This is a genomic window from Streptomyces sp. NPDC006385, from assembly GCF_040612485.1.
Lineage (GTDB): Bacteria > Actinomycetota > Actinomycetes > Streptomycetales > Streptomycetaceae > Streptomyces.
This window is the reverse complement of record NZ_JBEXQG010000037.1, coordinates 1-19,021: the sequence shown is the minus strand read 5'-3', so window position 1 is coordinate 19,021 and position 19,021 is coordinate 1. Positions and strand designations below refer to the sequence as shown.

The following is a 19,021-nucleotide window of genomic DNA, read 5'->3' as shown; positions in this document are numbered from 1 at the left end:
CCTCCTCGGTGGGTGAACACCGAGGACGCTACATGAAAATGGATCCCATTAACAATTTCGGGCGGGGTTCCGGTCCGCAGTCAGCGTCGCGACCGCACCCGCGCGTCCCGAGGCGGCCGGACGAACTGCAACTCCAGCGTGACGGGCGGCTCCGCGAGGCCCGGCCCGCCCGCGGCCGCCCACTGCACCAACTCCTCCGTGCAGTCGTCGTCCATCGCGAAGCCCACCCAGGTGGCCCGCCCGCCGGCCCGGCGCCCCGCGGCCGACGGCTGGACGACGATCACGTTGGCCTGGTCGCAGGGGCCGAGGCAGTCCGTCGTACGGACCTGGAAGCCGTGCTCGGCCCCCGCGGCGCGCAGCCGCTCCACCTGCCCGGCGTGATCGGTGCCGGGGAGTTTGCGTGGATTGCCGCAGCAGCAGCCCCGGCAGACGACGAGCGTGCAGGGCCGCTCGCGGGCGGCACCGATCAGGAAGGTGTGAGTGGGCATGACAGAAGCATCTCTCACTCCTTGGCGTCCACCAGCATCCGCACCTGGAACTCCTCGTACGCCGCGTCCCCGCCGGAGTCCTGACGGTCGCTCAGCACCGTGCCGAGCCAGCCGAGGAAGAAGCCCGCCGGGATGGAGACGATGCCGGGGTTCTGGAGCGGGAACCAGGCGAAGTCGGCGTCCGGGTAGAACGAGGCCGGTCCGCCGGAGACCACGGGGGAGAACAGCACCAGCAGCACCGAACAGGCCAGGCCGCCCCAGAGGCTGAGCAGCGCCCCCCGGCCCGTGAAGCGGCGCCAGAACAGGGTGTACACGATCGTCGGCAGGATCGCCGACGCCGCGATGGCGAAGGCGAGGAAGGCGAGCGTCGCGGTGTTGGCGCCGTACGAGACGAGGGCGAGCATCATGGCGAGGACACCGATGACGACCGCGGACAGCCGGGCGACGGTCAGCTCCTCGGTCTCGCTCGCGCGGCCCTTGCGGATCACCTCGCCGTACAGGTCGTGGGCGAGGGACGAGGCGGCGGCGAGGGTGAGGCCGGCCGCGACGGCGAGCAGCGTGACGAAGGCGAGGCAGGACAGCAGGGCCGTGAGGATGCCGCCGCCGAGGGCGTTGGCCAGGAGCAGGACGGCGGCGTCGCCCTTGTGGTCGGTCTCCGCGATGGTCTCGCGGCCGACGATGGCGGTGGCGCCGAGGCCGAGGATGCCGGCCGCCAGGCAGACCAGTCCGACCAGGCCCATCGCCCACACGACGGAGGAGCGCAGGACGTCGACCTTGCGCGGGGCGAGCAGACGCATCAGGACATGGGGGAGTGCGGCGAGGCCGAGGACGATCGCCAGTTCCAGGCTGAAGAAGTCGAGTTTGCTGGCGGTGCTGGCGCCGTAGCGCAGTCCGGGTTCGAGGAAGCGGGTGCCGGTGCCGCTGTTGTTCGCGGCCGCGGACAGCAGGGCGTCGGGGTTCCAGTCGTAGTGGTGGAGCACCATCACGGCGGTCACCGTCACGCCCGCCACCAGCATCACGGCCTTGATGATCTGGATGACCGTGGCGCCGGGCATCCCGCCGATGGCCGCGTACACGATGACGATGGTGCCGATCACGATCACGCACAGGGTGCGGGTGGCGGCGCTGGGCTCGCCCGTGAACTGGGTCAGCAGGGCCATGCTGCCCACGAGTTGGGCCACCAGGTACAGCACCGCGATGGTGAGGGTGCACACGGCCAGCGCGAGCCGTACCGGGCGTTGCAGTGCGGTCAGGCGCAGGGCGAGCGTGTCGCCCAGCGTGAACTTGCCCGTGCGGCGCAGTGGTTCGGCGATGAGCAGCAGCACCATCATCCAGGCGACGACCGTGCCGCCCAGGTACAGGAGTCCGTCGTACCCCGTGAGGGCGACCAGCCCGGTACTGCCCAGCAGGGTCGCGGCCGACAGGTAGTCGCCGCACATGGCGAGGCCGTTGCGCAGCGGGGACATGGTGCGGTTGCCGAGGTAGAACTCGCTGATCTCGTCGCGCTGCGGGGCCGTCAGCAGCGCCATGAACAGCGTGACCACGACCACCGACAGGAACAGCACGAACGTCAGTTGCAGGCTGAACCGGTCGACGATGCCTTCGGACATGGTCACCACGTGCGATACCCCCTGGAGCCGGGCTGGACGGTCGGCCCCGACTCGCCGCGGGACGCGGTGGCGCGGAGCGAGCCCGCTTCGTGCTGGCGCAGTCGTGAGCCCAGGCCGCGGGCGAGCGGGTCGACCCGGGTGCGCATGTGCCGGACGTAGCACCAGGCCGTCACGCCCATCACGACGAACTGCCCGAGGCCCAGGGCGAGGCCGAGTGTGAGGTGACCGAGCAGGCGCTGGTTCATCAGCCCGGGAACGGAATGCGACAGCAGCACGTACAGCAGGAATCCGCCGGCCGAAAGGAGCGTGGCGCGGATGCCGAACCTGCGCTGGGCTCGGCGCAGCGAGTGAAATTCCGGGTCTTCAGATATGCGCTTGGACGGTGGAGGGTCGCTGTTCGGCGGCGAACCGGATGTGAGCGAATTGTCGTGCCATGGTGAAAACTCGGGCACAGGCGCACCTTCTTCGCTGCGTCATGCCGAACACACTGGTGAGTGCGGGCTTGATGGGGGATGGGTGGCGGGAGAGTCGGAGCCCGGAGTATGTCAGCGGGCTCTTTGAACAATCAACCGGCAAGAGGAATTGCCCTGCACCCATGGCGCGTTCGTGCCCCTCGGGGCCGTTCGCGATCTTGCGCGGCCTGCGTAAAGGGGCCCTCATGAAATTAGTACGGACCATTCTTTCGGTCAGGCTGTCTCAAAGGCAGCCCGGGGGCAGTCTAGGGTGAGTGGTGTGACCGACCGCAGCAATCGCCCGCTCGCCGTGTTCGACCTGGACAACACCCTCGCCGACACGGCACACCGGCAGCACTTCCTGGAGCGCACACCGCGCGACTGGGACGGCTTCTTCGCGGCCGCCCCGCAGGACCCGCCGATCGAGGAGGGCATCGCGCTGGTCCGGGAGAGCGCGAAGGAGTGCGAGGTCCGCTATCTGACCGGGCGGCCCGAGCGCTGCCGGCGCGACACACTGGACTGGCTCGCGGCGCACGGACTGCCCGACGGGCGGGTGTACATGCGGCGCGACGCCGGGCGGGCGGGCGGGGGAAAAGGTGACCGACGGCCCGCCCGGCGCATCAAGCTCGAGATCCTGAACCGCCTCGCCCGCACCCGGGAGATCCGGATGCTGGTGGACGACGACGAACTGGTCTGCGAGGACGCCGAACGGGCCGGTTTCACCGTCGTACGGGCGCGCTGGACCGCCCCGTCCGCAGCGCTCGAGGTGGCACAGGAGCGGGAGGGGCGGACCTGACGACCCGCGTGCTACCCGGCGTCCTCGAGGCGGAAGCCGACCTTCATGGTCACCTGCCAGTGCGCGATCTGCCCGTTGTCGAGCTGGCCGCGCACCTCGGTCACCTCGAACCAGTCCAGGTTGCGCAGGGTCTGTGAGGCACGCTCGATGCCGTTGCGGATGGCCTGGTCCACGCCCTCGGGCGAGGTGCCGACGATGTCCGTGACCCGGTAGGTGTGGTTCGTCATGCGGGTGCTCCTCTCCCGTGACTGCGCCGTGGCGGATCAGTCACGCGTCATTCCACGGTGCCCCAGGGCGGGACATCGCGCGAGCCGTCCGTCACCGCGCCACGCTCAGCGACAGCGCGAAGCGGCCCTGGCCGTCCGTCCACCAGTGCGCCAGCTCCAGTCCGGCCACCGACAGCTCCGCACGGACGCCCTCCTTCCGGAACTTCGCCGACACCTCGGTGCGCAGTTCCTCGCCCGCCGCGAAGTCCACGGCGAGGTCGAGCGCGGGCACCTTCACCGTCTGCGCCGTACGGGAGCGCAGCCGCATCTCGATCCACTCGCTGCGCGCGTCCCACAGCGCCACGTGGTCGAAGGCGTCGGGATCGAAGTCGGCGCCCAACTCGCGGTTCATCACGGCCAGGACGTTCTTGTTGAAGGCGGCCGTCACCCCGGCCCCGTCGTCGTACGCCTCGACCAGGACCCGCTCGTCCTTCACCAGGTCCGTGCCGAGCAGCAGCGCGTCGCCGGGGGAGAGCAGGGCCCGCACCGAGGCCAGGAACGCCGCGCGCTCCTCCGGCAGGAGGTTGCCTACCGTGCCGCCGAGGAACGCCAGCAGCCGGGGGCCCGGCGTGTCCGGCAGGGTCAACCCACCGGTGAAGTCGGCGATCAGCGCGTGCACGTCCAGCGCGGGCCGCTCCTCGATGAGCGCGTGCCCGGCCTGTGTGAGCGCGCTCTCGCTGACGTCGACGGGGACGTACGTGTGCAGCCCGGTCAGCGCGTCGATGACGTACCGCGTCTTCTCGGAGGAGCCGGAGCCCAGTTCGACGAGGGTGCGGGCGCCGGTGGCCGCGGCGATCTCGCCGGCCCGGTCGACGAGGATCTCGCGCTCCGCGCGCGTGGGGTAGTACTCGGGCAACTCGGTGATCTGCTCGAAGAGTTCGCTGCCCTTCGCGTCGTAGAACCACTTCGGCGGCAGCGTCTTGGGTGTGCTCGTCAGGCCCTTCAGGACGTCGGCGCGCAGGGCGGCGTCGGTGGCGTCCTCGGGCAGGGTGCGGGTGAGAAGGAACGGGCTCACGTGCTGGGCTCCTTCGATGGTGCGGGGGGTGCCAGGGCGTCGTTCGGTTCCTTGAGCGGGGTGAGCAGTACGTCGGTGCGGTTCGCCGCGAGGAGGGTGCGGTCCGGAACCTCCTGCCAGTGCGGATCGTCGTCGTAGGGTTCGGAGGCCACGACGGTGCCGCCGCCGGGCCGGGACAGATACCAGAGCGTGTCGCCCCAGGCGGTCGCGGTGATGGTCTCGCCGTTGGTGAGCAGCAGGTTGAGCCGCGACGCGGGGGCCGCCTCGGCGACCTCCGCGACCGTGTCGGCCAGCGCCTGCGCCTCGTCGTCACCGCCGCGCAGCCGCGCGAGGACCAGCGCCCAGACGAACGCCGAGTCGTTGCGGGCCTCCATCCGCAGCACGTCCTCGGCGGGCAGGCTCGCGACAAGCGGGGCCAGCGAGCCCGGCCAGCCCTTCACGGCGCCGTTGTGGCTGAACAGCCAGGGGCCCGTGGCGAACGGCGCCGCCGCGGCCTCCTGGTCTGCGCCCGGCACCGTCGCGTCCCGTACGGCGGCCAGCAGCGCCGTGCTCCGTACGACCCGCGCGAGGTCGGCGAAGGACGGATCCGCCCAGACGGGCCCCGCCCGGCGGTACCGCGCCGGCACGGGATCCCCCTCGGCGTACCAACCGACCCCGAAACCATCGGCGTTGACCGTCCCGTACCGCTGCCGGCGAGGCGCCCACGACTGGCGGTACAGGCCGTGCGGGGGCTCCACGAGGAGTCGGCCGAGCGGCTCCTCGGGGCCCACATAAGCCAGGTGACGGCACATCAGACGTCTCCCGAACGGGCCGTGCGGAAGCCGGAGAAGATCTGCCGCCGGATCGGATAGTCCCAGTTGCGGAAGGTGCCCCGGCAGGCCACCGCGTCGACGGCGAACGAACCGCCGCGCAGCACCTTGTACTCGGGCCCGAAGAACACCTCCGAGTACTCCTTGTACGGGAACGCCTCGAAGCCCGGGTACGGCAGGAAGTCGCTCGCCGTCCACTCCCACACGTCACCGATCAACTGCCGTACCCCGAGCGGCGATTCACCCTCCGGATAGCTCCCGGCCGGCGCCGGGCGCAGATGCCGCTGACCGAGGTTGGCGTGCTCGGGCGCCGGGTCGGCGTCGCCCCACGGGTAGCGTGTCGAGCGGTCCCCGGCGGGGTCGTGCCGGGCGGCCTTCTCCCACTCGGCCTCCGTGGGCAGCCTGCGCCCGGCCCAGCGGGCGTAGGCGTCGGCCTCGTACCAGCACACGTGCAGCACGGGCTCGTCGGGTGGTACGACCTCGGTGACGCCGAAGCGGCGGCGGAGCCACTGCCTGCCGTCCCGGCGCCAGAACAGCGGGGCGTGGATCGCGTGCCGCCGGATGTGCGCCCAGCCCTCCGGCGTCCACCAGCGTTCGGTTTCGTAGCCGCCGTCCTCGATGAACGCCTGGTAGGCGGCGTTCGTCACCGGGGCCGTGTCGATGTAGAACGGCGCCACCTCGCGCCGGTGCGCCGGGCGCTCGTTGTCCAGCGCCCACGGCTCGGTGGAGGTTCCCATGGTGAACGGGCCGCCGGGAACCAGGACTTCGGACGGCCCCGCGAACAGCGGAGCCGGTGCGGGATCCGGGGCGGTCAGGGCCTGCGGGCCCCTGCGCAGCTGATGGGTGATCAGCATCGTCTCGTCGTGCTGCTGCTCGTGCTGCGCGATCATCCCGAAGGCGAAGCCCGCCTCGGTCAGCCGCGTCCCGTGGAAGGCGGCGCCCTCCAGCACGTCCAGGACGCGCCCGCGCACCTCGGCGGCGTAGTGCCGGGCCTCGGCGGGCGGCAGCAGGGGCAGCGAGGGGCGTTCGGCGCGCGGGTGCTCGAAGGCGTCGTAGAGGCCGTCGATCTCGGGCCGCATCGCCTCCCGCCCGGCGACCGCCCGCAGGAGCCACTGCTCCTCCTGGTTGCCGATGTGCGCGAGGTCCCACACCAGCGGGGACATCAGCGGCGAGTGCTGGGCGGTGAGGTCGGGGTCGTCGACGCAACTGGTCAGCAGGGTGGTCCGGGCACGGGCGGTGGTCAGGGTGGTCAGCGCCCGCTCGCGGAGGGTGTCGGCTTCGGGGGCGGGGTCGGTCATGTGCGGATGTCCTTCCCGTGCGGGACGGGGGCTGCCCCGGTCGGGCGCGGCCGGGACCGGGGGCGGTCCGTGCCGTGGAACTCGTCCAGCAGGTCGTCGGCGGGGCAGCGGCCCCTGCTGACATAGCGGTCGCGATACGCCGCCACCGCGCCCGTGACCTCGGCCGTGGCCCCCAGCCGGGGCAGCGCCTCCAGGGCCGCCGCGAAGCAGGCCGCGGCCACCTCGCGCAGCTCGGGATCGGCGAGCCCCGTCCGGGCCGCGTCGATCCACAGCGGATTGTGCGGAGCGGGCAGCGACTGGGCACGCTCGGCCAGCGGCTTCACGGCGCGGTAGGCGGTCTCGGCGGCCTCCGGGTCGTCGAACAGCGCGGTGGTCACGGCGAGCGGCACGATCCAGCCGTCCTCGCCGGGCTGGGCGTCGATCATGCGCAGCTCCAGATGGCCACGCGGCCTGACCGGCGGGAACAGCGTCGTCAGGTGGTAGTCGAGGTCCTCGTGCGTCGGCGGTCTGGGCGCCCCCGACCTGGCCCACTCCCGGAACGTCAGCCCCTCCGGGACGTCCCACGGGCCGGCGTCCCGCCGTACGCACATCACCGGCGCGTCCAGCACATGCCGCGCCCAGGCGGCCCGCGGATCGCCGTCGAGCGGGGGAGCGCCCGCGCGGCCGGCGCCGATCTCCATCCACAGCAACTGCCGGGTGGACAGCCAGCCGGTGGGCTCGCGCCCGGCCAGCGGGGAGTTGGCGAAGGCGGCCACCAGGACCGCGCCCAGCTGGTGGGCCAGCCACCAGCGCCGTCCGTGCCCGAGCGGGCCGGGCTCCTCGTTCCCGGCGTCCAGGCACACCTGCACGGAGGCCGAAGTGCACATCATGGCGCGGCCGGCCGGGCCCGTGCGGTCCAGGCATGCCTCCATGGCGTCGTAGCGCGGCTCGCGCAGGAAGCGGCGGGGCGGGCGCCAGGGGTCGTTGCCGATGCCGGCGAGCCCGAGATCGTGCCCGCGCAGTACCGCGCGGGCGGTGCCGAGGTCGGCGGAGACGGTACCGATGCACTCCATCAGCGAGGCGGCGGGCGGCGAGCTCAGCTCCAGCTGACCGCCGGGTTCGACGGTGAGCGCCGACCTCAGGGGCGCGGTACGCAGTGCGGCGTAGGCCGCTTCGAGTCGTTCGGGTGTCACGGGGAGCTGCGGTCCGCGCAGCTCGTGGACGAGCCATTCCACTTCGACCCCGACCGTGCGGGGTGGACCGGTCTTGAAGCAGATGCCCCTGACCAGGGCCTCCACCTCGGCTTCGGTGACTGCGGCGCGCGGCTGCTCCCTACAGTCACTCACCGAATCGGACATGGGAATCCTCCTGAGAATCCACGGTGCCGGCGCCCCGGATCCTGCGAACCGGGCGGCACACTCGTCCCACCCAAAACCCTCGCGCCGCTTCGCACAAGGGTGCGTACCACCACGTTCCGGGTCGGTAACCTGCGCCTCCCGGGCGTTCGCGAGGTCTTTCCCGGTCGTTCCCGGCCGGCCGCGGGGCCCGGCAAAACCCGGTTGCACCGCATGACCAGCATCGCCCACGATGCCTGCGTGAGCACGACGGGGGAGATCACGCGCAGCCGACGCGGTCGCGCGCTCATGGCGCGCACGGGGGTGGCGCCATGAGCGCGCGGCTGCGCGGCATCGCCCGAGAGACGGAACGGATCGTGGCGGCGGGGACGTACACCCCGCCCGGCGGCCGTGAGGTGTCCGTCGGGGCGGCGATCGAGGCGGCACGGAGCGGCACGCGGATGCACGGACCGGGCCCCGTTCCGGTGCCGCGGATCGCGGTGGCGGAGACGTTCTTCGAGGTCACGGGCGAGAGCAGCCTGGCCGCGGCCCGCCGGCTCGGCGACGGGACGGCCGTGCTCAACTTCGCCTCCGCCCGCAATCCGGGCGGCGGCCATCTGAACGGCGCGCAGGCGCAGGAAGAGGCCCTGTGCCGTGCCTCCGCGCTGTACACGTGCCTGCTCGCGGCCCGCGAGTTCTACGACCACCACCGCGCCCACCGCGACCCGTTCTACACGGACCGTGTCATCCACTCACCCCGCGTGCCCGTCTTCCGCGACGACGGCGGCCGCCTCCTGGACGAGCCGTACACCACCGGCTTCCTCACCGCCGCCGCGCCGAACGCGGGAGTCGTCCGGCGTACGGCGCCGCACCGCACGGCCGAGCTGCCGCGGGCGCTCGTCGCGCGTGCCGAGCGCGTGCTGGAGACGGCCGCGGCGTACGGATACCGGCGCCTGGTGCTGGGCGCGTGGGGCTGCGGGGTGTTCCAGAACGACCCGGCACAGGTGGCGGCGGCCTTCCGGGCCCTGCTCGGACCCGGCGGGCGGTTCGCCTCGGCCTTCGAGCACGTGGTGTTCGCGATCCTGGACCGTACGGCGGGGGGTGCGGTGCGCCAGGCGTTCGTACGGGCGTTCCCGGAGCGTCAGCTCCAGCCGTAGCGCTCGTGGAGGCGGTGCCTCACCAGGTTGAACCGCCCGCGGTCCAGGGCGCACGCCTCCCGTCGCATGCCTGCCTCATGGAGACGCAGGACGCGGTCCACGTCCACCCACGAGTCACGTCCGGACCGGTCCCACGGCCCGCTGCCGATCGCCACCCACTCGCGGTCCCCGTCGTGCCGCTTGCTGGAGAGCTGCACGGCGAGAAAAGTGCCGGCGGCCTCCCGGGCCACCACCAGCACCGGTCGGTCCTTGCCCCGCCCGTCGTTCTCCTCGAAGGGGACCCAGGTCCAGACGATCTCCCCGGGGTCGGGGTCGCCGTCGTGGGCGGGGGAGTACTCGGTGCGCACCTTGCCGATCGCGCGGGGGTCCGCTTCGGTGGTGGCGGTCGGGCCGTGGCGGCCCGGTACGTTCGCTTCGGTGGAGGTGCTCACGGGGGCACCTTAGGGCCTGGCCCCGTCAGCACACCCGGCGGGCTCGCTTCTCGGGGAGGCGAGGCGAGTCCGTCACCGACGAGGTCCCCGTCGGGGCCTGCCCGTTCTGGTTCCGGCCGTGGAGCGGCGCCATGTTGCCGATAGCGGCACCGTGTTGCCGATAGCGGCACCGTGTTGCCGATGCCGCCGAAGGCGGACGCGCGGGCCCGGACGATCACCTCGCCGACGAGTCCCGGCCCGGTCGTCCCCGCGGCCCTGCGCATGTGCCCGGCCAGCGACGCGTCGCCCTTGGTCTGGGGGCAGGGCCTGCCCGATGGGGTGGTGGCGGCTCAGACGACGGCGGTGGGCGCCGTCTCGCCCTGCTGCGGCGGCCACAGTTCGTGCCAGCGCAGCTCCGCCTCCACCTGCGCGGCCAGCGAGACCAGCAGGGGCTCGCTGTTCGCCGACCCGAGCAGTTGGGCGCCGACGGGCAGGCCACCCACGAATCCGGCGGGGACGTTGACGCCGGGCCAGCCCAGCACGTTCCACGGCCAGGCGTAGGGGCACGCGGCGATCATCGCCCGGTCGGTGGCGAACCCGCCCAGCTCTAGCATGGCGCCGATCCGGGGTGGGGGAGCGGCCGTCGTCGGCGCGAGGATCACGTCGTACGACTCGAAGAACGCGCCGATACGACGGTGCAGCCCGGCCTCCGCGCGCCGCGCCGCCCGCAGCGGGACCCCGCCGAGGAGCCGGCCCAGCCGCGCGGCGCCCCGGGTGCGCCGGTCGAGCAGCGCGGGGAAGGGCACCTCGCTCGCCCACTCGGCGATACCGGCCGTCGCGCGCGGGACGAAGGCCAGCCCGATCTGGCCGTACGGCGGATCCGCCTCCTCGACGACATGCCCCAACGCGCTCAGCTGCTCGGCGAGTTCGACGACCCTGGCCCGCACCTCCGGCTGGAGCCGGGCGGGCACGGCGGTGAACGGCGGCTTGAGGGAGAGCGCGACGCGCAGCCGGCCCGGTTCGCGGCCCACGGCCTCCGAGGCGTTGATCGCCGGCGGGCGGTGCGGGTCGAGGTCGTGGTTGCCGGCGGCGGCGTCCAGCAGGAGCGCGGCGTCGGCCACCGTGCGGGCGAGGGTGCCGTTGACGGTGATGCCCTGGAACGACTCGCCCTTCGGCCAGGTGGAGATACGGCCGCGCTGCGGCTTGATGCCGATCAGATGGGTCCAGGACGCGGGGATCCGCACCGACCCGGCGCCGTCCGAGCCGAGCGCGGCGGGGACGAGCCCCGCGGCCACGGCGGCGGCCGAACCACCGGACGAGCCACCGGGGGTGTGCTCCGGGTTCCACGGATTGCGGGTCGCGCCGAAGGCGGGCCCCTCCGTGAACGGCCACTGCCCCAGTTCGCAGGTGTTGGTCTTGCCGACGATCACGGCTCCGGCCGCGCGCAGCCGCCGTACCGCCTCGCCGTCCTCGGCGACGGGCGGGAACTCACCGCCGCATCCGAACGCCGTCGGCTCGCCCGCCACGTCCATGTCGTCCTTCACCGCGACCGGTACGCCGAGCAGCGGCCGCCGGACCCCGGCGGCGAGCTCCGCGTCCGCGGCCTCGGCCTCGGCGAGAGCGGCCTCGGCCCTGACCACCCGGAAGGCGTTGACGGACCCCTGGCTCGCCTCGATCCGCGCCAGCGCCTGAGCGACGAGCGCCCGCGACGTCACCTCCCCGTCGGCCAGCGCACGGGCGGACTCGGCGAGGCCTGCTGCACGGTCGGGTGTCATACGGGGGCACCTCCCAGACGGCGTTGTCTACCGAACGGTAACGTCCCGTGGGCGGCGGTGGAACGCTCTCGCCGGGCGCGGCTCCCAGGTTCCTCACAGGTTTCCCCCGCCTCGCTTCCTCGTGCGCGAACCATTGACGTGCTCGGACGTCACCCCTACCTTCTGATCGACTTCCCGAACTGCGTTCGACATTACGAACGTTCAGGTGTTTCGGGAACGTCCTTGAACCGTAGGGAGAGCCGCACGTGACCAGACGTCCCCCGACCCCGTCCCGCCGCACCCTGCTGCGCGCGATGGCCGCCCTGCCCGCCTCCGCGCTGGTCCTGGGCGAGGCCCCCGGCCTGCTCGGCACGGCGCTGGCGGCCGCACCGCCGAGCGGCTCGGCCACCCGCTACACCATCGTGCCGTTCCTGAACAGCAACGACGGGACCGTGAACGTCTACACGGCGGACGACGCCACCGACTTCCGCCTGGCCAGGGCCTCCGCGTACACGCCGCCGAGCAACCGCATCCGCGACGCGAGCATCTTCAAGCACACCAACGGCTACTACTACATCACCTACACGACCCACACCTGGCAGGACACCAGCACCACCATCGGCTTCGCCCGCAGCACCGACCGGGTCAACTGGACGTTCCTGTACGACTACACGGTCCCGATCGCGGGCCTCTCCCGGGCCTGGGCGCCGGAGTGGTTCGTCGACAGCGACGGCAGCGTGAACGTCATCGTGTCCTGCTCCACCGCCAACGATGAGTGGATCTTCACGCCGTATCTCCTCAGGGCCACCAACTCCTCGCTGACGTCCTGGAGTTCACCGGTGGCACTGTCCGGCATCGGTGCGAACCACATCGACACCTTCATCGTGAAGATCGGCTCCACCTACCACGCCTTCACGAAGAACGAGACGACGAAGTACATCGAGTACGCCACGGCGTCGCGCCTCACCGGCCCCTACACCATCTCCCGCACCGGCAACTGGGCGGGCTGGGGCAGCTACCGCGAGGGCCCCGCGCTGGTCCAGCTCGACAACGGCGGCTGGCGGATCTTCTTCGACGGCTACGGCGACGGCACGTACTACTACAGCGACAGCTACGACACCTTCGCCACGTGGTCCGCCCCGGCCGCCCTGCCCGCCGTCTCGGGAACGGCCCGCCACTTCACGGTGATCAAGGAGACCGTCTCGGGCGGCCCGGTCCTGGCGAGGAACGTCACCCGCTCCCTCCGGTCGGCCAACTACCCCACCCGGTACTGGCAGGTGCAGTCCTCCCTGCTCAACCTCCCCGTGGTCAGCGCATCGAGCACGACCGCCGAGAAGCAGGCCTCGACGTTCACGGTCGTGGCCGGCCTCGCCGACGCCAACGGCTACTCCTTCCGCGACGCGAGCGGCAGATACCTCCGCCACTACGACTTCCGGGCACGCTTCGACGCGAACGACGGGACCGCGACGTTCGCCAAGGACGCCACCTTCGTCGCCCGCACGGGCACGTCGAGCGGTTCGATGCGCTTCGAGTCGTACAACTATCCCGGGTACTACCTGCGGCACTACGGCTACCAGCTGAGGGTCGAGCGGGCGGACGGGACGGACCTGTTCCGGCAGGACAGTTCGTTCTTGCCGGTGACATCCTGGGCCTGAGCTGCGGCACCACCCGGGCCCCGCGCCGGCGGTGTGAACTCGTGCGCCGCCTCGGTGAGTTGCTGCGCGAGCCCAAGAGCGACCTGGCCGATCTCGTCATCATCGAGGCGGGCGAGATCCGTTCCGAGGCGCATGGCGAGATCCAGGAGATGATCGACGTCTGCGACTTCGCGGTCGGCCTCTCCCGCCGGCTCTACGGCCGCACGATCGCCTCCGAACGCTCCGGCCACCGCCTGGCCGAGACGTGGCACCCCCTCGGCGTGGTCGGCGACCTCTCCGCCTTCGACTTCCCCGCCGCCGTGTGGTCGTGGAACACCGTCGTCGCCCTCGTCAGCGCCACCGGCTCCACCCGCATGGGCCGCGAGGTCGGCCCCCGTGTCGCCGCCGCTTCGGCCGCAGCCTGCTGGAACTCGCCGGCGACAACGCCGCGATCGTCGCCCCGTCCGCCGACCTGGACCTCGCCGTCCAGGGCATCGTCTTCGCCGCGGCGGGCACCGCGGGCCAGCGCTGCACCACCCTGCGCCGCCTCATCGTCCACCGTGACATCGCCGACACCCTCATCGAGCGGCTGACAGCCGCCTACCACAAGCTCTCCATCGGCAGCCCGTTCGACGACACCACCCCGGTCGGCCCGCTCATTTCCACGACGGCCCCCGGCGCCATGAACAACGCCCTCGCCCGTCGTACGGGAGGAGACCTTCCCACCCATCCTGTACGTCCTGACCTACGACCCGCATCGGCACCTCCGGAGCCGAGAGCGGCGGCGCCTTCGGCGGCGAGAAGGACACCGGCGGCGGCCGCGCGTCCGGCTCCGACGCCCGGAAGTCCTACATGCGCTCCGCCACCAACACGATCAACTACTCCAGCGAGCTCAACCTCGCCCAGGGCGTCAGCTTCCGGTCAGCAGTGCCGCCAAGCGGCGCCAGGCGACGCGCGGGAGGTGGTCGAACGGCGGTTGGCCGTCGACGATCTGGAGAGCCACATGGTCCGCTCCCGCCTCGCGGAAGGCGACGATCCGGGCGCGGATCCGGTCCTCGTCGCCCCATGCGACGAGCGCGTCGATGAGGCGGTCGCTGCCGCCGTCGGCGAAGTCGTCCTCGGTGTAACCGAGGCGCAGGAGGCTGTTTGTGTAGTTCTCCAGGCCGAGGTAGAGGGCCAGATACCCGCGGGCGATCGTGCGGGCGCGGTCGGGGTCGTCTTCCAGGACGACTTTCAGCTCTGGGGCGAGCAGTGGGGCGTCGCCCAGGAGCGCGCGGGCCTGTGCGGTGTGTTCGGCCGTGACCAGGTAGGGGTGGGAACCGGCTGCGCGGTCGCGTGACAGCTTGAGCATCTTCGGGCCGAGCGCGGCCAGGACGCGGCGTTCGGCGGGTACGCCGGCCGAGTCCAGCGCGTCCAGGTAGGCGACCATCGACGAGTACGGGCGGTGGTAGCGGTCGGTTGCCACGGAGTGGCTCACCCCGAGGCCGAGCAGGAAGCGGCCCGGGTGGCAGGCGTCCGTCGCGGCGTACTGTGCCGCGGTCCGGTCCGGCTCCTGCTGCCAGATGCTGTGGATGCCGGTGGCCACGGTCAGCCGGGAGGTCGCCTCGATGAGCGGGGCGGCGTGTTGCGTCGTGCTGTTGTTGCCCAGCCAGACGGCCCCGAAGCCGAGTTCCTCCAGCTCGGCCGCGGCCTCGGTGATCTCGCCGCGCAGCGCCGGGTTCTCCGAGCGCAGGCCCAGGCTCCAGATGCCGTACCGGCCGACGGCCGTTCGCAGGGAGCTTCCGGGGTCTGCGGTCGCTGCGTCCATCATGTGCTTCGATCACTCCTTGTTCGTTGTCCGGCGCCTTCCGTGCCCTGGCCGCATGGGTGCGGACGATGCCGCCCGGGCACCGGCGCGGTTGCCCGGGCGGGCGGTGTGGATCAGCCCTGCCAGCTCGGCAAGGCGATGAGGTGGGCGAGGTTCAGCCGGGTCGGGGCGGCGCACGCGTACGCGATGGCGTCGGCGATGTCGCCGGGCTCCAGGGCCTGAACGGTCTTGCGGACCTCGGCGAACTGCTCCCGGGCGCCGTCGTCAAGCATGTCCCCGCCCAGCTCGGTGGCGGTCATGCCCGGCTCGACGTTCTTGACGCGGACGTTGCGTGGACCGAGTTCGACACGCAGGGAACGGGTCAGCGTGGCGACTGCCGCCTTGGTGGCCGCGTAGACCGCGTAGGTGGGGTAGAACGTGTGCGAGGCGATGGAGCCGACGTGCACCAGGTCCGCCGACCGTCCCTCGGCGGCAGTCGCGAGCAGGTCGTCGACGAAGACCCGGCCGGTGTAGATCAGGCCGCTGAGGTTGGTGCCGATCATCCGGTCCCATTCGACGGGCTGCGCCGACTCGTACGGGGCGCCGAGCATGGTGCCGGCGTTGGCGACCACCAGGTCGACCGGCCCCAGGGCGGTGCGTACGGTCTCGGCGGCCCGGGTCATCGCCTCCAGGTCGGACACGTCGGCCGCCACGGCGACGGCCTTCCCACCGATCTCGCCCATCTCGGCGGCCAGTTCCTTCAGCCGCTCCTCGCGGCGTCCGATGAGCGCGACGGACGCGCCGCCCGCGGCCAGGCGCCGGGCGGTCGCGGCGCCGATGCCGCCGGTCGCTCCGGTGACGACCGCCACGCGGCCGGCCAGGGTGTTGTGCTGTTCAGTCATGGCTCCACGCTCGCCGCCCAGGGACACGGCATCCAGGCCGCCCGACACCGGGGACCGGTGAACCTGGTAGTGACAGGGCCACCCAGCCGCCCGTCATGCGCCTTATCGTCGACCGCATGGCCATCGACAACCTTCTCGGCGAGTTCCTGCGGGCACGGCGGGCCCTGACCCGGCCCGCCGACTTCGGCCTGCCCGAGCCGATCCGCAGGCGCTCGCCAGGCCTGCGCCGGGAGGAGGTCGCGCTGCTGGCCGGCGTCAGCGTCGATTACTACGTTCGTCTCGAACAGGGCCGCGACCGCAACCCCTCGCAACAGGTCCTCGACGCGCTCGCACGGGTCTTCGGGCTGGACGACGAGGCCACCGCCCACCTGTACGAGCTGGCCCGCCCGGAGCCACGCCGTCGCCGGGCCCGCAACCGGCCGGAGAAGGTCGGTCCCGGCCTGCTGCGGCTGCTGGACAGCTGGCCCCACACCCCGGCGATCGTGCTGGGCCGCCACCTGGACGTGCTGGCCGGGAATCTGCTCGCCACCGCCCTCGCCCCCTGCCACACCCCGGGGCAGAACGCCGTACGCGCCCTCTTCCTCGATCCCGGTTCCCGCGCCACCTTCCCCGACTGGAACGCGGTCGCGGCCGACACAGTGGCCGGCCTGCGCGCGGCCGCCGGCGCCGACATGGACGACCCCCGCCTGACCGACCTGGTCGGTGAACTGTCACTGAAGAGTGAGGAGTTCCGGCAGCTCTGGGCTCGGCACGACGTCCGCAACCGCACCACCGGCACCAAGCGGTTCGCCCACCCCCTCGTCGGAGAACTCACCCTCGACTTCGAGACCTTCACCGTGAACAGCGCCCCCGGCCAGGCCCTCGTGGTCTACCACGCCGAACGAGGCAGCCCGTCCGCCCACGCCCTTGCCCTGCTCGGCAGCGCGGTGGCCACCGACCAGCACTCCGAGCAACGGCGGCCGCAGCCGGACGTGACGGCACGTGACGCGGCCGAGCAGCGAACCGCCGCCGAAGAGTAGTAAGGGGCGCGGCTGCCGGCCGGCAGGCTGACCGAGCGGCATCGCCGCTCCAGCGTCGGGCTGACGTGCCGGCTGCGGTCGATCGCGCTGGAACTCGGCGGCATGTCCGGTGGCGCGGCTTGTGCCGGAGGGAACCGCGGCCCTGGCGGGCTCGTGTCCTGGTACGGGTGGAAGGGAAACCGGGCGAGGGGCGCGGGAGAAACCATGCAGATCATCGAGATAACCGGGTATGCCGTCCGATCTGCTGTGATCACCTTGAGGCGGACAGGAAAGCCACTCGAATTCGTGATCTTCCCGATGGTGCATGTGGCTTCGCCGACGTTCTACTCCCAGGTCCGCATCCGACTCAGGGAATGCGACCTCATAGTCATGGAGGGAATCCGAGGCAAGTCGGTCGGCGTGAGTGCCCTCACGCTGGCTTACCGGTTCACCCCATGGCGTCGACGCAACGGCCTGCAAGAGCAGCGCGATGAGCTGCTGCTTCCCCCGTCCGTGCCGGTCGTCAACCCGGATGTGACCGCGGCGGAGGCGATCGCGGACCTGAAGGCACTGCCGCGGTGGAGCTACCTGCTGCTCATCCTCGCGGCTCCCGTGATGGGCCTGGTGTTCGCGCTGCGCGGTCCGCGCGCTTTCCTCGACGAGGACCTGGTCGTCGAGGATCTGCCGTCGACGCTGCGGGCGGAGATGATGGCCGACGATCCTGTGGAGCATGCGATGACCGATCGGCGCGACAAACGGCTTCTCGATGCGCTCGGCGAGATCTACGTAGAGCGCGCCGATGAGCCGATCAGGGTGGCCGTCGTCTACGGAGCCCGCCACGTCCCGGCGATCGTGTCGGGCCTGATGGACCGTTACGGGTACCGGGCGCGTGAAGCGGAATGGCTTACCGTCCTTGTCCCGGCGTAGATCACCCGGGCGCCGGGCGCCGGGCACGGGCTACACCGAGAACCGAGGACCGGCGGAGGCGTGACGGGCACTCAGTCGCACGAGTACCCGGGGGTGGCTCGATGCTTCCCAAAAGGGCGTCGCCGCCTGAGGCCAGGGACCGGCTGTTGAAGAAGTGGCGTATTGGGTCTTCTGGGAAAAGATGCGCACTTTGGGGTGATGTGGTGACCTTGGTTGTGGAGGCTATGGCTGACCCCAGAGGAGATGGTGATATGCCTTCCATTGACAAGGCGCTCAAGGAAACGACCGGCGTCCGGACCGACCTCGAAGCGGCACTTGACCCCGTCGAGCCCGACGGAGTCTTCCGAGACAGCCGGGAATGCGCCTCCTTGGCGCTTCTCTCCGCGGACACCAAGTTGCTGCTGTCCCCGCCGACCCCTCGCCCCAAGAAGGGCTGAGTGGACCGACAGGAGCGGCTGAATGGAGCAGTCAGGCACTTCGGCCCTCTTGCAGGGCGCGGTGCAGGACCTTGCGTCCGACGTGGTCTCCGCCCTTCGGGGTGGAGACCACGTGCGCATGTCCGGCACGGAGACAGAGGACGACCCTGAGGGAAGCCTCGCCCTCGCGGCCGTACGTGTGTTGGGAGCGGACCTGCTGCTGCCGCACGTGATCTTCCCGACACCCCCCGTACCAGAGGTACTCACCGTCTTCCGCAGAACGGTGGAGGCATTCCCGCCGCGCCCGGACGCGGCCCCCACCGTCAGGTGGAGCCACTGGGCCATGACGCGCACGCTGCGACGGTTCGACACGCCCCTGACCGGCACGGCCGGCGCGGACGACGACGCTGTCGCGGAACCCGACGCGAGCTGGCTCGGCGCGGCGACCTGGCAGGTGCTGACGCATCAACTCGCCGTCCTGGCCCCGCTCGCGGTGCCCCGCGAGGACTGTGCCGTCTCCCTGGCGGCCCGGCGCCGACCGGCCGACGTGGCCCGGGGATTCGTGCGGGCCGTACGCCGCAGGGACTGGCAGCAGGCGGCGGGGGCGGGACGCTGGCTGACCCTGCTCGACGGGGTGCCGGACACCCTCGGCCTCGAATCGGGCCTGGACTTCGTGGAGTTGATGGGCGGCAGCGATCCCCGGGTCGCCCTCCAGGTGCAGGCGGCACGGGTCATGCGGGCGGCCGGAGCGCTCGTATGACCGCCATGGGCGTCCGGGAGATCCGGGAGGTGGGAGTCGCCGCCTTCGCGTGGCTGTCCGCGCACCGGGGCGAGTTCGCGCTGGGCGAGGACGCCCTCACCGGGGACGGCCATGTGGACGCCACCTGGAAACCCCTCGGGGAACTGGTGCCCTCGCCGTGCTCCAGCGCGTCCCAGCAGTACTCGCCGTAGTGGTCGTCTCCGAAGGCCGCCGCGAGCGATGTCCTGAGG

Annotated in this window: 20 protein-coding genes and 1 pseudogene; 9 read left to right on the top strand and 12 right to left on the bottom strand. The window is 71.8% G+C overall.

The window, feature by feature from the left end; genetic code table 11:
- Window positions 1–80: 80 nt before the first annotated feature.
- Genes ABZ078_RS25725 through ABZ078_RS25715 form a run of 3 tightly spaced genes read right to left on the bottom strand, consistent with a single transcriptional unit; the run spans window position 81 to window position 2,550 of the window.
- On the bottom strand, window positions 81–488 hold the full coding sequence (locus ABZ078_RS25725; RefSeq protein WP_356578848.1) for a (2Fe-2S) ferredoxin domain-containing protein: 408 nt from the start codon (window positions 486–488) through the stop codon (window positions 81–83).
- Between the two features lie 14 nt (window positions 489–502).
- Window positions 503–2,107 carry a cation acetate symporter gene (locus tag ABZ078_RS25720; RefSeq protein WP_356578846.1) on the bottom strand — a complete coding sequence of 535 codons (1,605 nt, stop codon included), beginning with the start codon at window positions 2,105–2,107 and terminating at the stop codon, window positions 503–505.
- Entirely contained in the window at window positions 2,101–2,550 is a 450-nt protein-coding gene (locus tag ABZ078_RS25715) for a DUF485 domain-containing protein (RefSeq protein ID WP_356578844.1), read from the bottom strand. Before ABZ078_RS25715 ends, ABZ078_RS25720 begins: the two co-directional genes overlap by 7 nt.
- 280 nt (window positions 2,551–2,830) lie before the next feature.
- Between ABZ078_RS25715 and ABZ078_RS25710 the strand changes: the two genes are divergently transcribed.
- Entirely contained in the window at window positions 2,831–3,346 is a 516-nt protein-coding gene (locus ABZ078_RS25710; RefSeq protein ID WP_356578842.1) for a hypothetical protein, read from the top strand.
- An 11-nt stretch (window positions 3,347–3,357) separates the two neighbouring features.
- On the opposite strand, the gene ABZ078_RS25705 is transcribed toward ABZ078_RS25710, so the two are convergent.
- From ABZ078_RS25705 to egtA, 5 genes are all read right to left on the bottom strand, one after another.
- The gene (locus ABZ078_RS25705; protein ID WP_019758416.1) at window positions 3,358–3,573 is read right to left on the bottom strand and encodes a dodecin; all 216 of its coding nucleotides are present in this window, start codon (window positions 3,571–3,573) and stop codon (window positions 3,358–3,360) included.
- Between the two features lie 91 nt (window positions 3,574–3,664).
- Complete coding sequence (gene egtD / locus ABZ078_RS25700; protein WP_356578840.1) at window positions 3,665–4,627, bottom strand: L-histidine N(alpha)-methyltransferase; 963 nt, start codon at window positions 4,625–4,627, stop codon at window positions 3,665–3,667.
- Complete coding sequence (egtC, locus tag ABZ078_RS25695) at window positions 4,624–5,418, bottom strand: ergothioneine biosynthesis protein EgtC (protein WP_356578838.1); 795 nt, start codon at window positions 5,416–5,418, stop codon at window positions 4,624–4,626. Before egtC ends, egtD begins: the two co-directional genes overlap by 4 nt.
- Entirely contained in the window at window positions 5,418–6,734 is a 1,317-nt protein-coding gene (egtB, locus tag ABZ078_RS25690; RefSeq protein WP_356578836.1) for an ergothioneine biosynthesis protein EgtB, read from the bottom strand. The genes egtC and egtB overlap by 1 nt, the downstream gene beginning before the upstream one ends.
- Entirely contained in the window at window positions 6,731–8,071 is a 1,341-nt protein-coding gene (gene egtA / locus ABZ078_RS25685) for an ergothioneine biosynthesis glutamate--cysteine ligase EgtA (RefSeq protein WP_356578834.1), read from the bottom strand. Before egtA ends, egtB begins: the two co-directional genes overlap by 4 nt.
- 308 nt (window positions 8,072–8,379) lie before the next feature.
- Here egtA and ABZ078_RS25680 point away from each other — a divergent pair, with 308 nt between their 5' ends.
- Window positions 8,380–9,204 (top strand): TIGR02452 family protein, encoded by an 825-nt coding sequence (locus tag ABZ078_RS25680; protein WP_356578832.1) that lies wholly within the window; start codon window positions 8,380–8,382, stop codon window positions 9,202–9,204.
- Here the strand turns inward: ABZ078_RS25680 and ABZ078_RS25675 are convergent.
- Together ABZ078_RS25675 and ABZ078_RS25670 are read right to left on the bottom strand one after the other, a co-directional pair.
- Window positions 9,189–9,635, bottom strand: coding sequence for a type II toxin-antitoxin system PemK/MazF family toxin (locus tag ABZ078_RS25675; RefSeq protein ID WP_356578830.1), 447 nt, complete (start codon window positions 9,633–9,635; stop codon window positions 9,189–9,191). The genes ABZ078_RS25680 and ABZ078_RS25675 overlap by 16 nt on opposite strands.
- A 329-nt stretch (window positions 9,636–9,964) precedes the next feature.
- Window positions 9,965–11,389: an amidase gene (locus ABZ078_RS25670; protein WP_356578828.1), complete on the bottom strand. Its 1,425-nt coding sequence runs from the start codon at window positions 11,387–11,389 to the stop codon at window positions 9,965–9,967.
- Between the two features lie 245 nt (window positions 11,390–11,634).
- Here ABZ078_RS25670 and ABZ078_RS25665 point away from each other — a divergent pair, with 245 nt between their 5' ends.
- Both ABZ078_RS25665 and ABZ078_RS25660 read left to right on the top strand, forming a co-directional pair.
- Window positions 11,635–13,023, top strand: a complete 1,389-nt coding sequence (locus ABZ078_RS25665; protein WP_356578826.1) for a glycoside hydrolase family 43 protein — start codon at window positions 11,635–11,637, stop codon at window positions 13,021–13,023.
- A pseudogene (locus tag ABZ078_RS25660) lies at window positions 13,020–13,920 on the top strand (aldehyde dehydrogenase family protein); the annotation flags it as partial. The gene ABZ078_RS25665 and the pseudogene ABZ078_RS25660, both read left to right, overlap by 4 nt.
- On the opposite strand, the gene ABZ078_RS25655 reads toward ABZ078_RS25660, so the two are convergent.
- Both ABZ078_RS25655 and ABZ078_RS25650 read right to left on the bottom strand, forming a co-directional pair.
- On the bottom strand, window positions 13,913–14,812 hold the full coding sequence (locus tag ABZ078_RS25655) for an LLM class F420-dependent oxidoreductase (RefSeq protein WP_356578825.1): 900 nt from the start codon (window positions 14,810–14,812) through the stop codon (window positions 13,913–13,915). The pseudogene ABZ078_RS25660 and the gene ABZ078_RS25655 overlap by 8 nt on opposite strands.
- Window positions 14,813–14,922: 110 nt before the next feature.
- A complete protein-coding gene (locus ABZ078_RS25650) occupies window positions 14,923–15,690 on the bottom strand; it encodes an SDR family oxidoreductase (RefSeq protein ID WP_356578823.1) in 768 nt (255 codons plus the stop codon).
- Between the two features lie 116 nt (window positions 15,691–15,806).
- Between ABZ078_RS25650 and ABZ078_RS25645 the strand changes: the two genes are divergently transcribed.
- From ABZ078_RS25645 to ABZ078_RS25625, 5 genes are all read left to right on the top strand, one after another.
- Window positions 15,807–16,709, top strand: coding sequence for a helix-turn-helix domain-containing protein (locus ABZ078_RS25645; RefSeq protein ID WP_356578822.1), 903 nt, complete (start codon window positions 15,807–15,809; stop codon window positions 16,707–16,709).
- A 204-nt stretch (window positions 16,710–16,913) separates the two neighbouring features.
- A complete protein-coding gene (locus ABZ078_RS25640; RefSeq protein ID WP_356578820.1) occupies window positions 16,914–17,615 on the top strand; it encodes a hypothetical protein in 702 nt (233 codons plus the stop codon).
- A gap of 251 nt (window positions 17,616–17,866) precedes the next feature.
- Window positions 17,867–18,052, top strand: coding sequence for a hypothetical protein (locus tag ABZ078_RS25635; protein ID WP_356578818.1), 186 nt, complete (start codon window positions 17,867–17,869; stop codon window positions 18,050–18,052).
- Window positions 18,053–18,074: 22 nt separating this feature from the next.
- On the top strand, window positions 18,075–18,791 hold the full coding sequence (locus ABZ078_RS25630) for a hypothetical protein (protein ID WP_356578816.1): 717 nt from the start codon (window positions 18,075–18,077) through the stop codon (window positions 18,789–18,791).
- Window positions 18,788–18,982: a hypothetical protein gene (locus ABZ078_RS25625; protein ID WP_356578955.1), complete on the top strand. Its 195-nt coding sequence runs from the start codon at window positions 18,788–18,790 to the stop codon at window positions 18,980–18,982. Before ABZ078_RS25630 ends, ABZ078_RS25625 begins: the two co-directional genes overlap by 4 nt.
- The last annotated feature ends 39 nt before the right edge of the window (window positions 18,983–19,021 follow it).

Excerpts from the sequence above, each read along its gene's own strand:
- ABZ078_RS25725 (WP_356578848.1), bottom strand. The coding sequence starts at position 488 with ATGCCCACTCACACCTTCCTGATCGGTGCCGCCCGCGAGCGGCCCTGC.
- ABZ078_RS25705 (WP_019758416.1), bottom strand. The coding sequence starts at position 3,573 with ATGACGAACCACACCTACCGGGTCACGGACATCGTCGGCACCTCGCCC.
- egtC (WP_356578838.1), bottom strand. The coding sequence starts at position 5,418 with ATGTGCCGTCACCTGGCTTATGTGGGCCCCGAGGAGCCGCTCGGCCGA.
- egtB (WP_356578836.1), bottom strand. The coding sequence starts at position 6,734 with ATGACCGACCCCGCCCCCGAAGCCGACACCCTCCGCGAGCGGGCGCTG.
- egtA (WP_356578834.1), bottom strand. The coding sequence starts at position 8,071 with ATGTCCGATTCGGTGAGTGACTGTAGGGAGCAGCCGCGCGCCGCAGTC.
- ABZ078_RS25680 (WP_356578832.1), top strand. The coding sequence starts at position 8,380 with ATGAGCGCGCGGCTGCGCGGCATCGCCCGAGAGACGGAACGGATCGTG.
- ABZ078_RS25670 (WP_356578828.1), bottom strand. The coding sequence starts at position 11,389 with ATGACACCCGACCGTGCAGCAGGCCTCGCCGAGTCCGCCCGTGCGCTG.
- ABZ078_RS25655 (WP_356578825.1), bottom strand. The coding sequence starts at position 14,812 with ATGATGGACGCAGCGACCGCAGACCCCGGAAGCTCCCTGCGAACGGCC.
- ABZ078_RS25650 (WP_356578823.1), bottom strand. The coding sequence starts at position 15,690 with ATGACTGAACAGCACAACACCCTGGCCGGCCGCGTGGCGGTCGTCACC.
- ABZ078_RS25645 (WP_356578822.1), top strand. The coding sequence starts at position 15,807 with ATGGCCATCGACAACCTTCTCGGCGAGTTCCTGCGGGCACGGCGGGCC.
- ABZ078_RS25640 (WP_356578820.1), top strand. The coding sequence starts at position 16,914 with ATGCAGATCATCGAGATAACCGGGTATGCCGTCCGATCTGCTGTGATC.
- ABZ078_RS25635 (WP_356578818.1), top strand. The coding sequence starts at position 17,867 with ATGCCTTCCATTGACAAGGCGCTCAAGGAAACGACCGGCGTCCGGACC.
- ABZ078_RS25630 (WP_356578816.1), top strand. The coding sequence starts at position 18,075 with ATGGAGCAGTCAGGCACTTCGGCCCTCTTGCAGGGCGCGGTGCAGGAC.
- ABZ078_RS25625 (WP_356578955.1), top strand. The coding sequence starts at position 18,788 with ATGACCGCCATGGGCGTCCGGGAGATCCGGGAGGTGGGAGTCGCCGCC.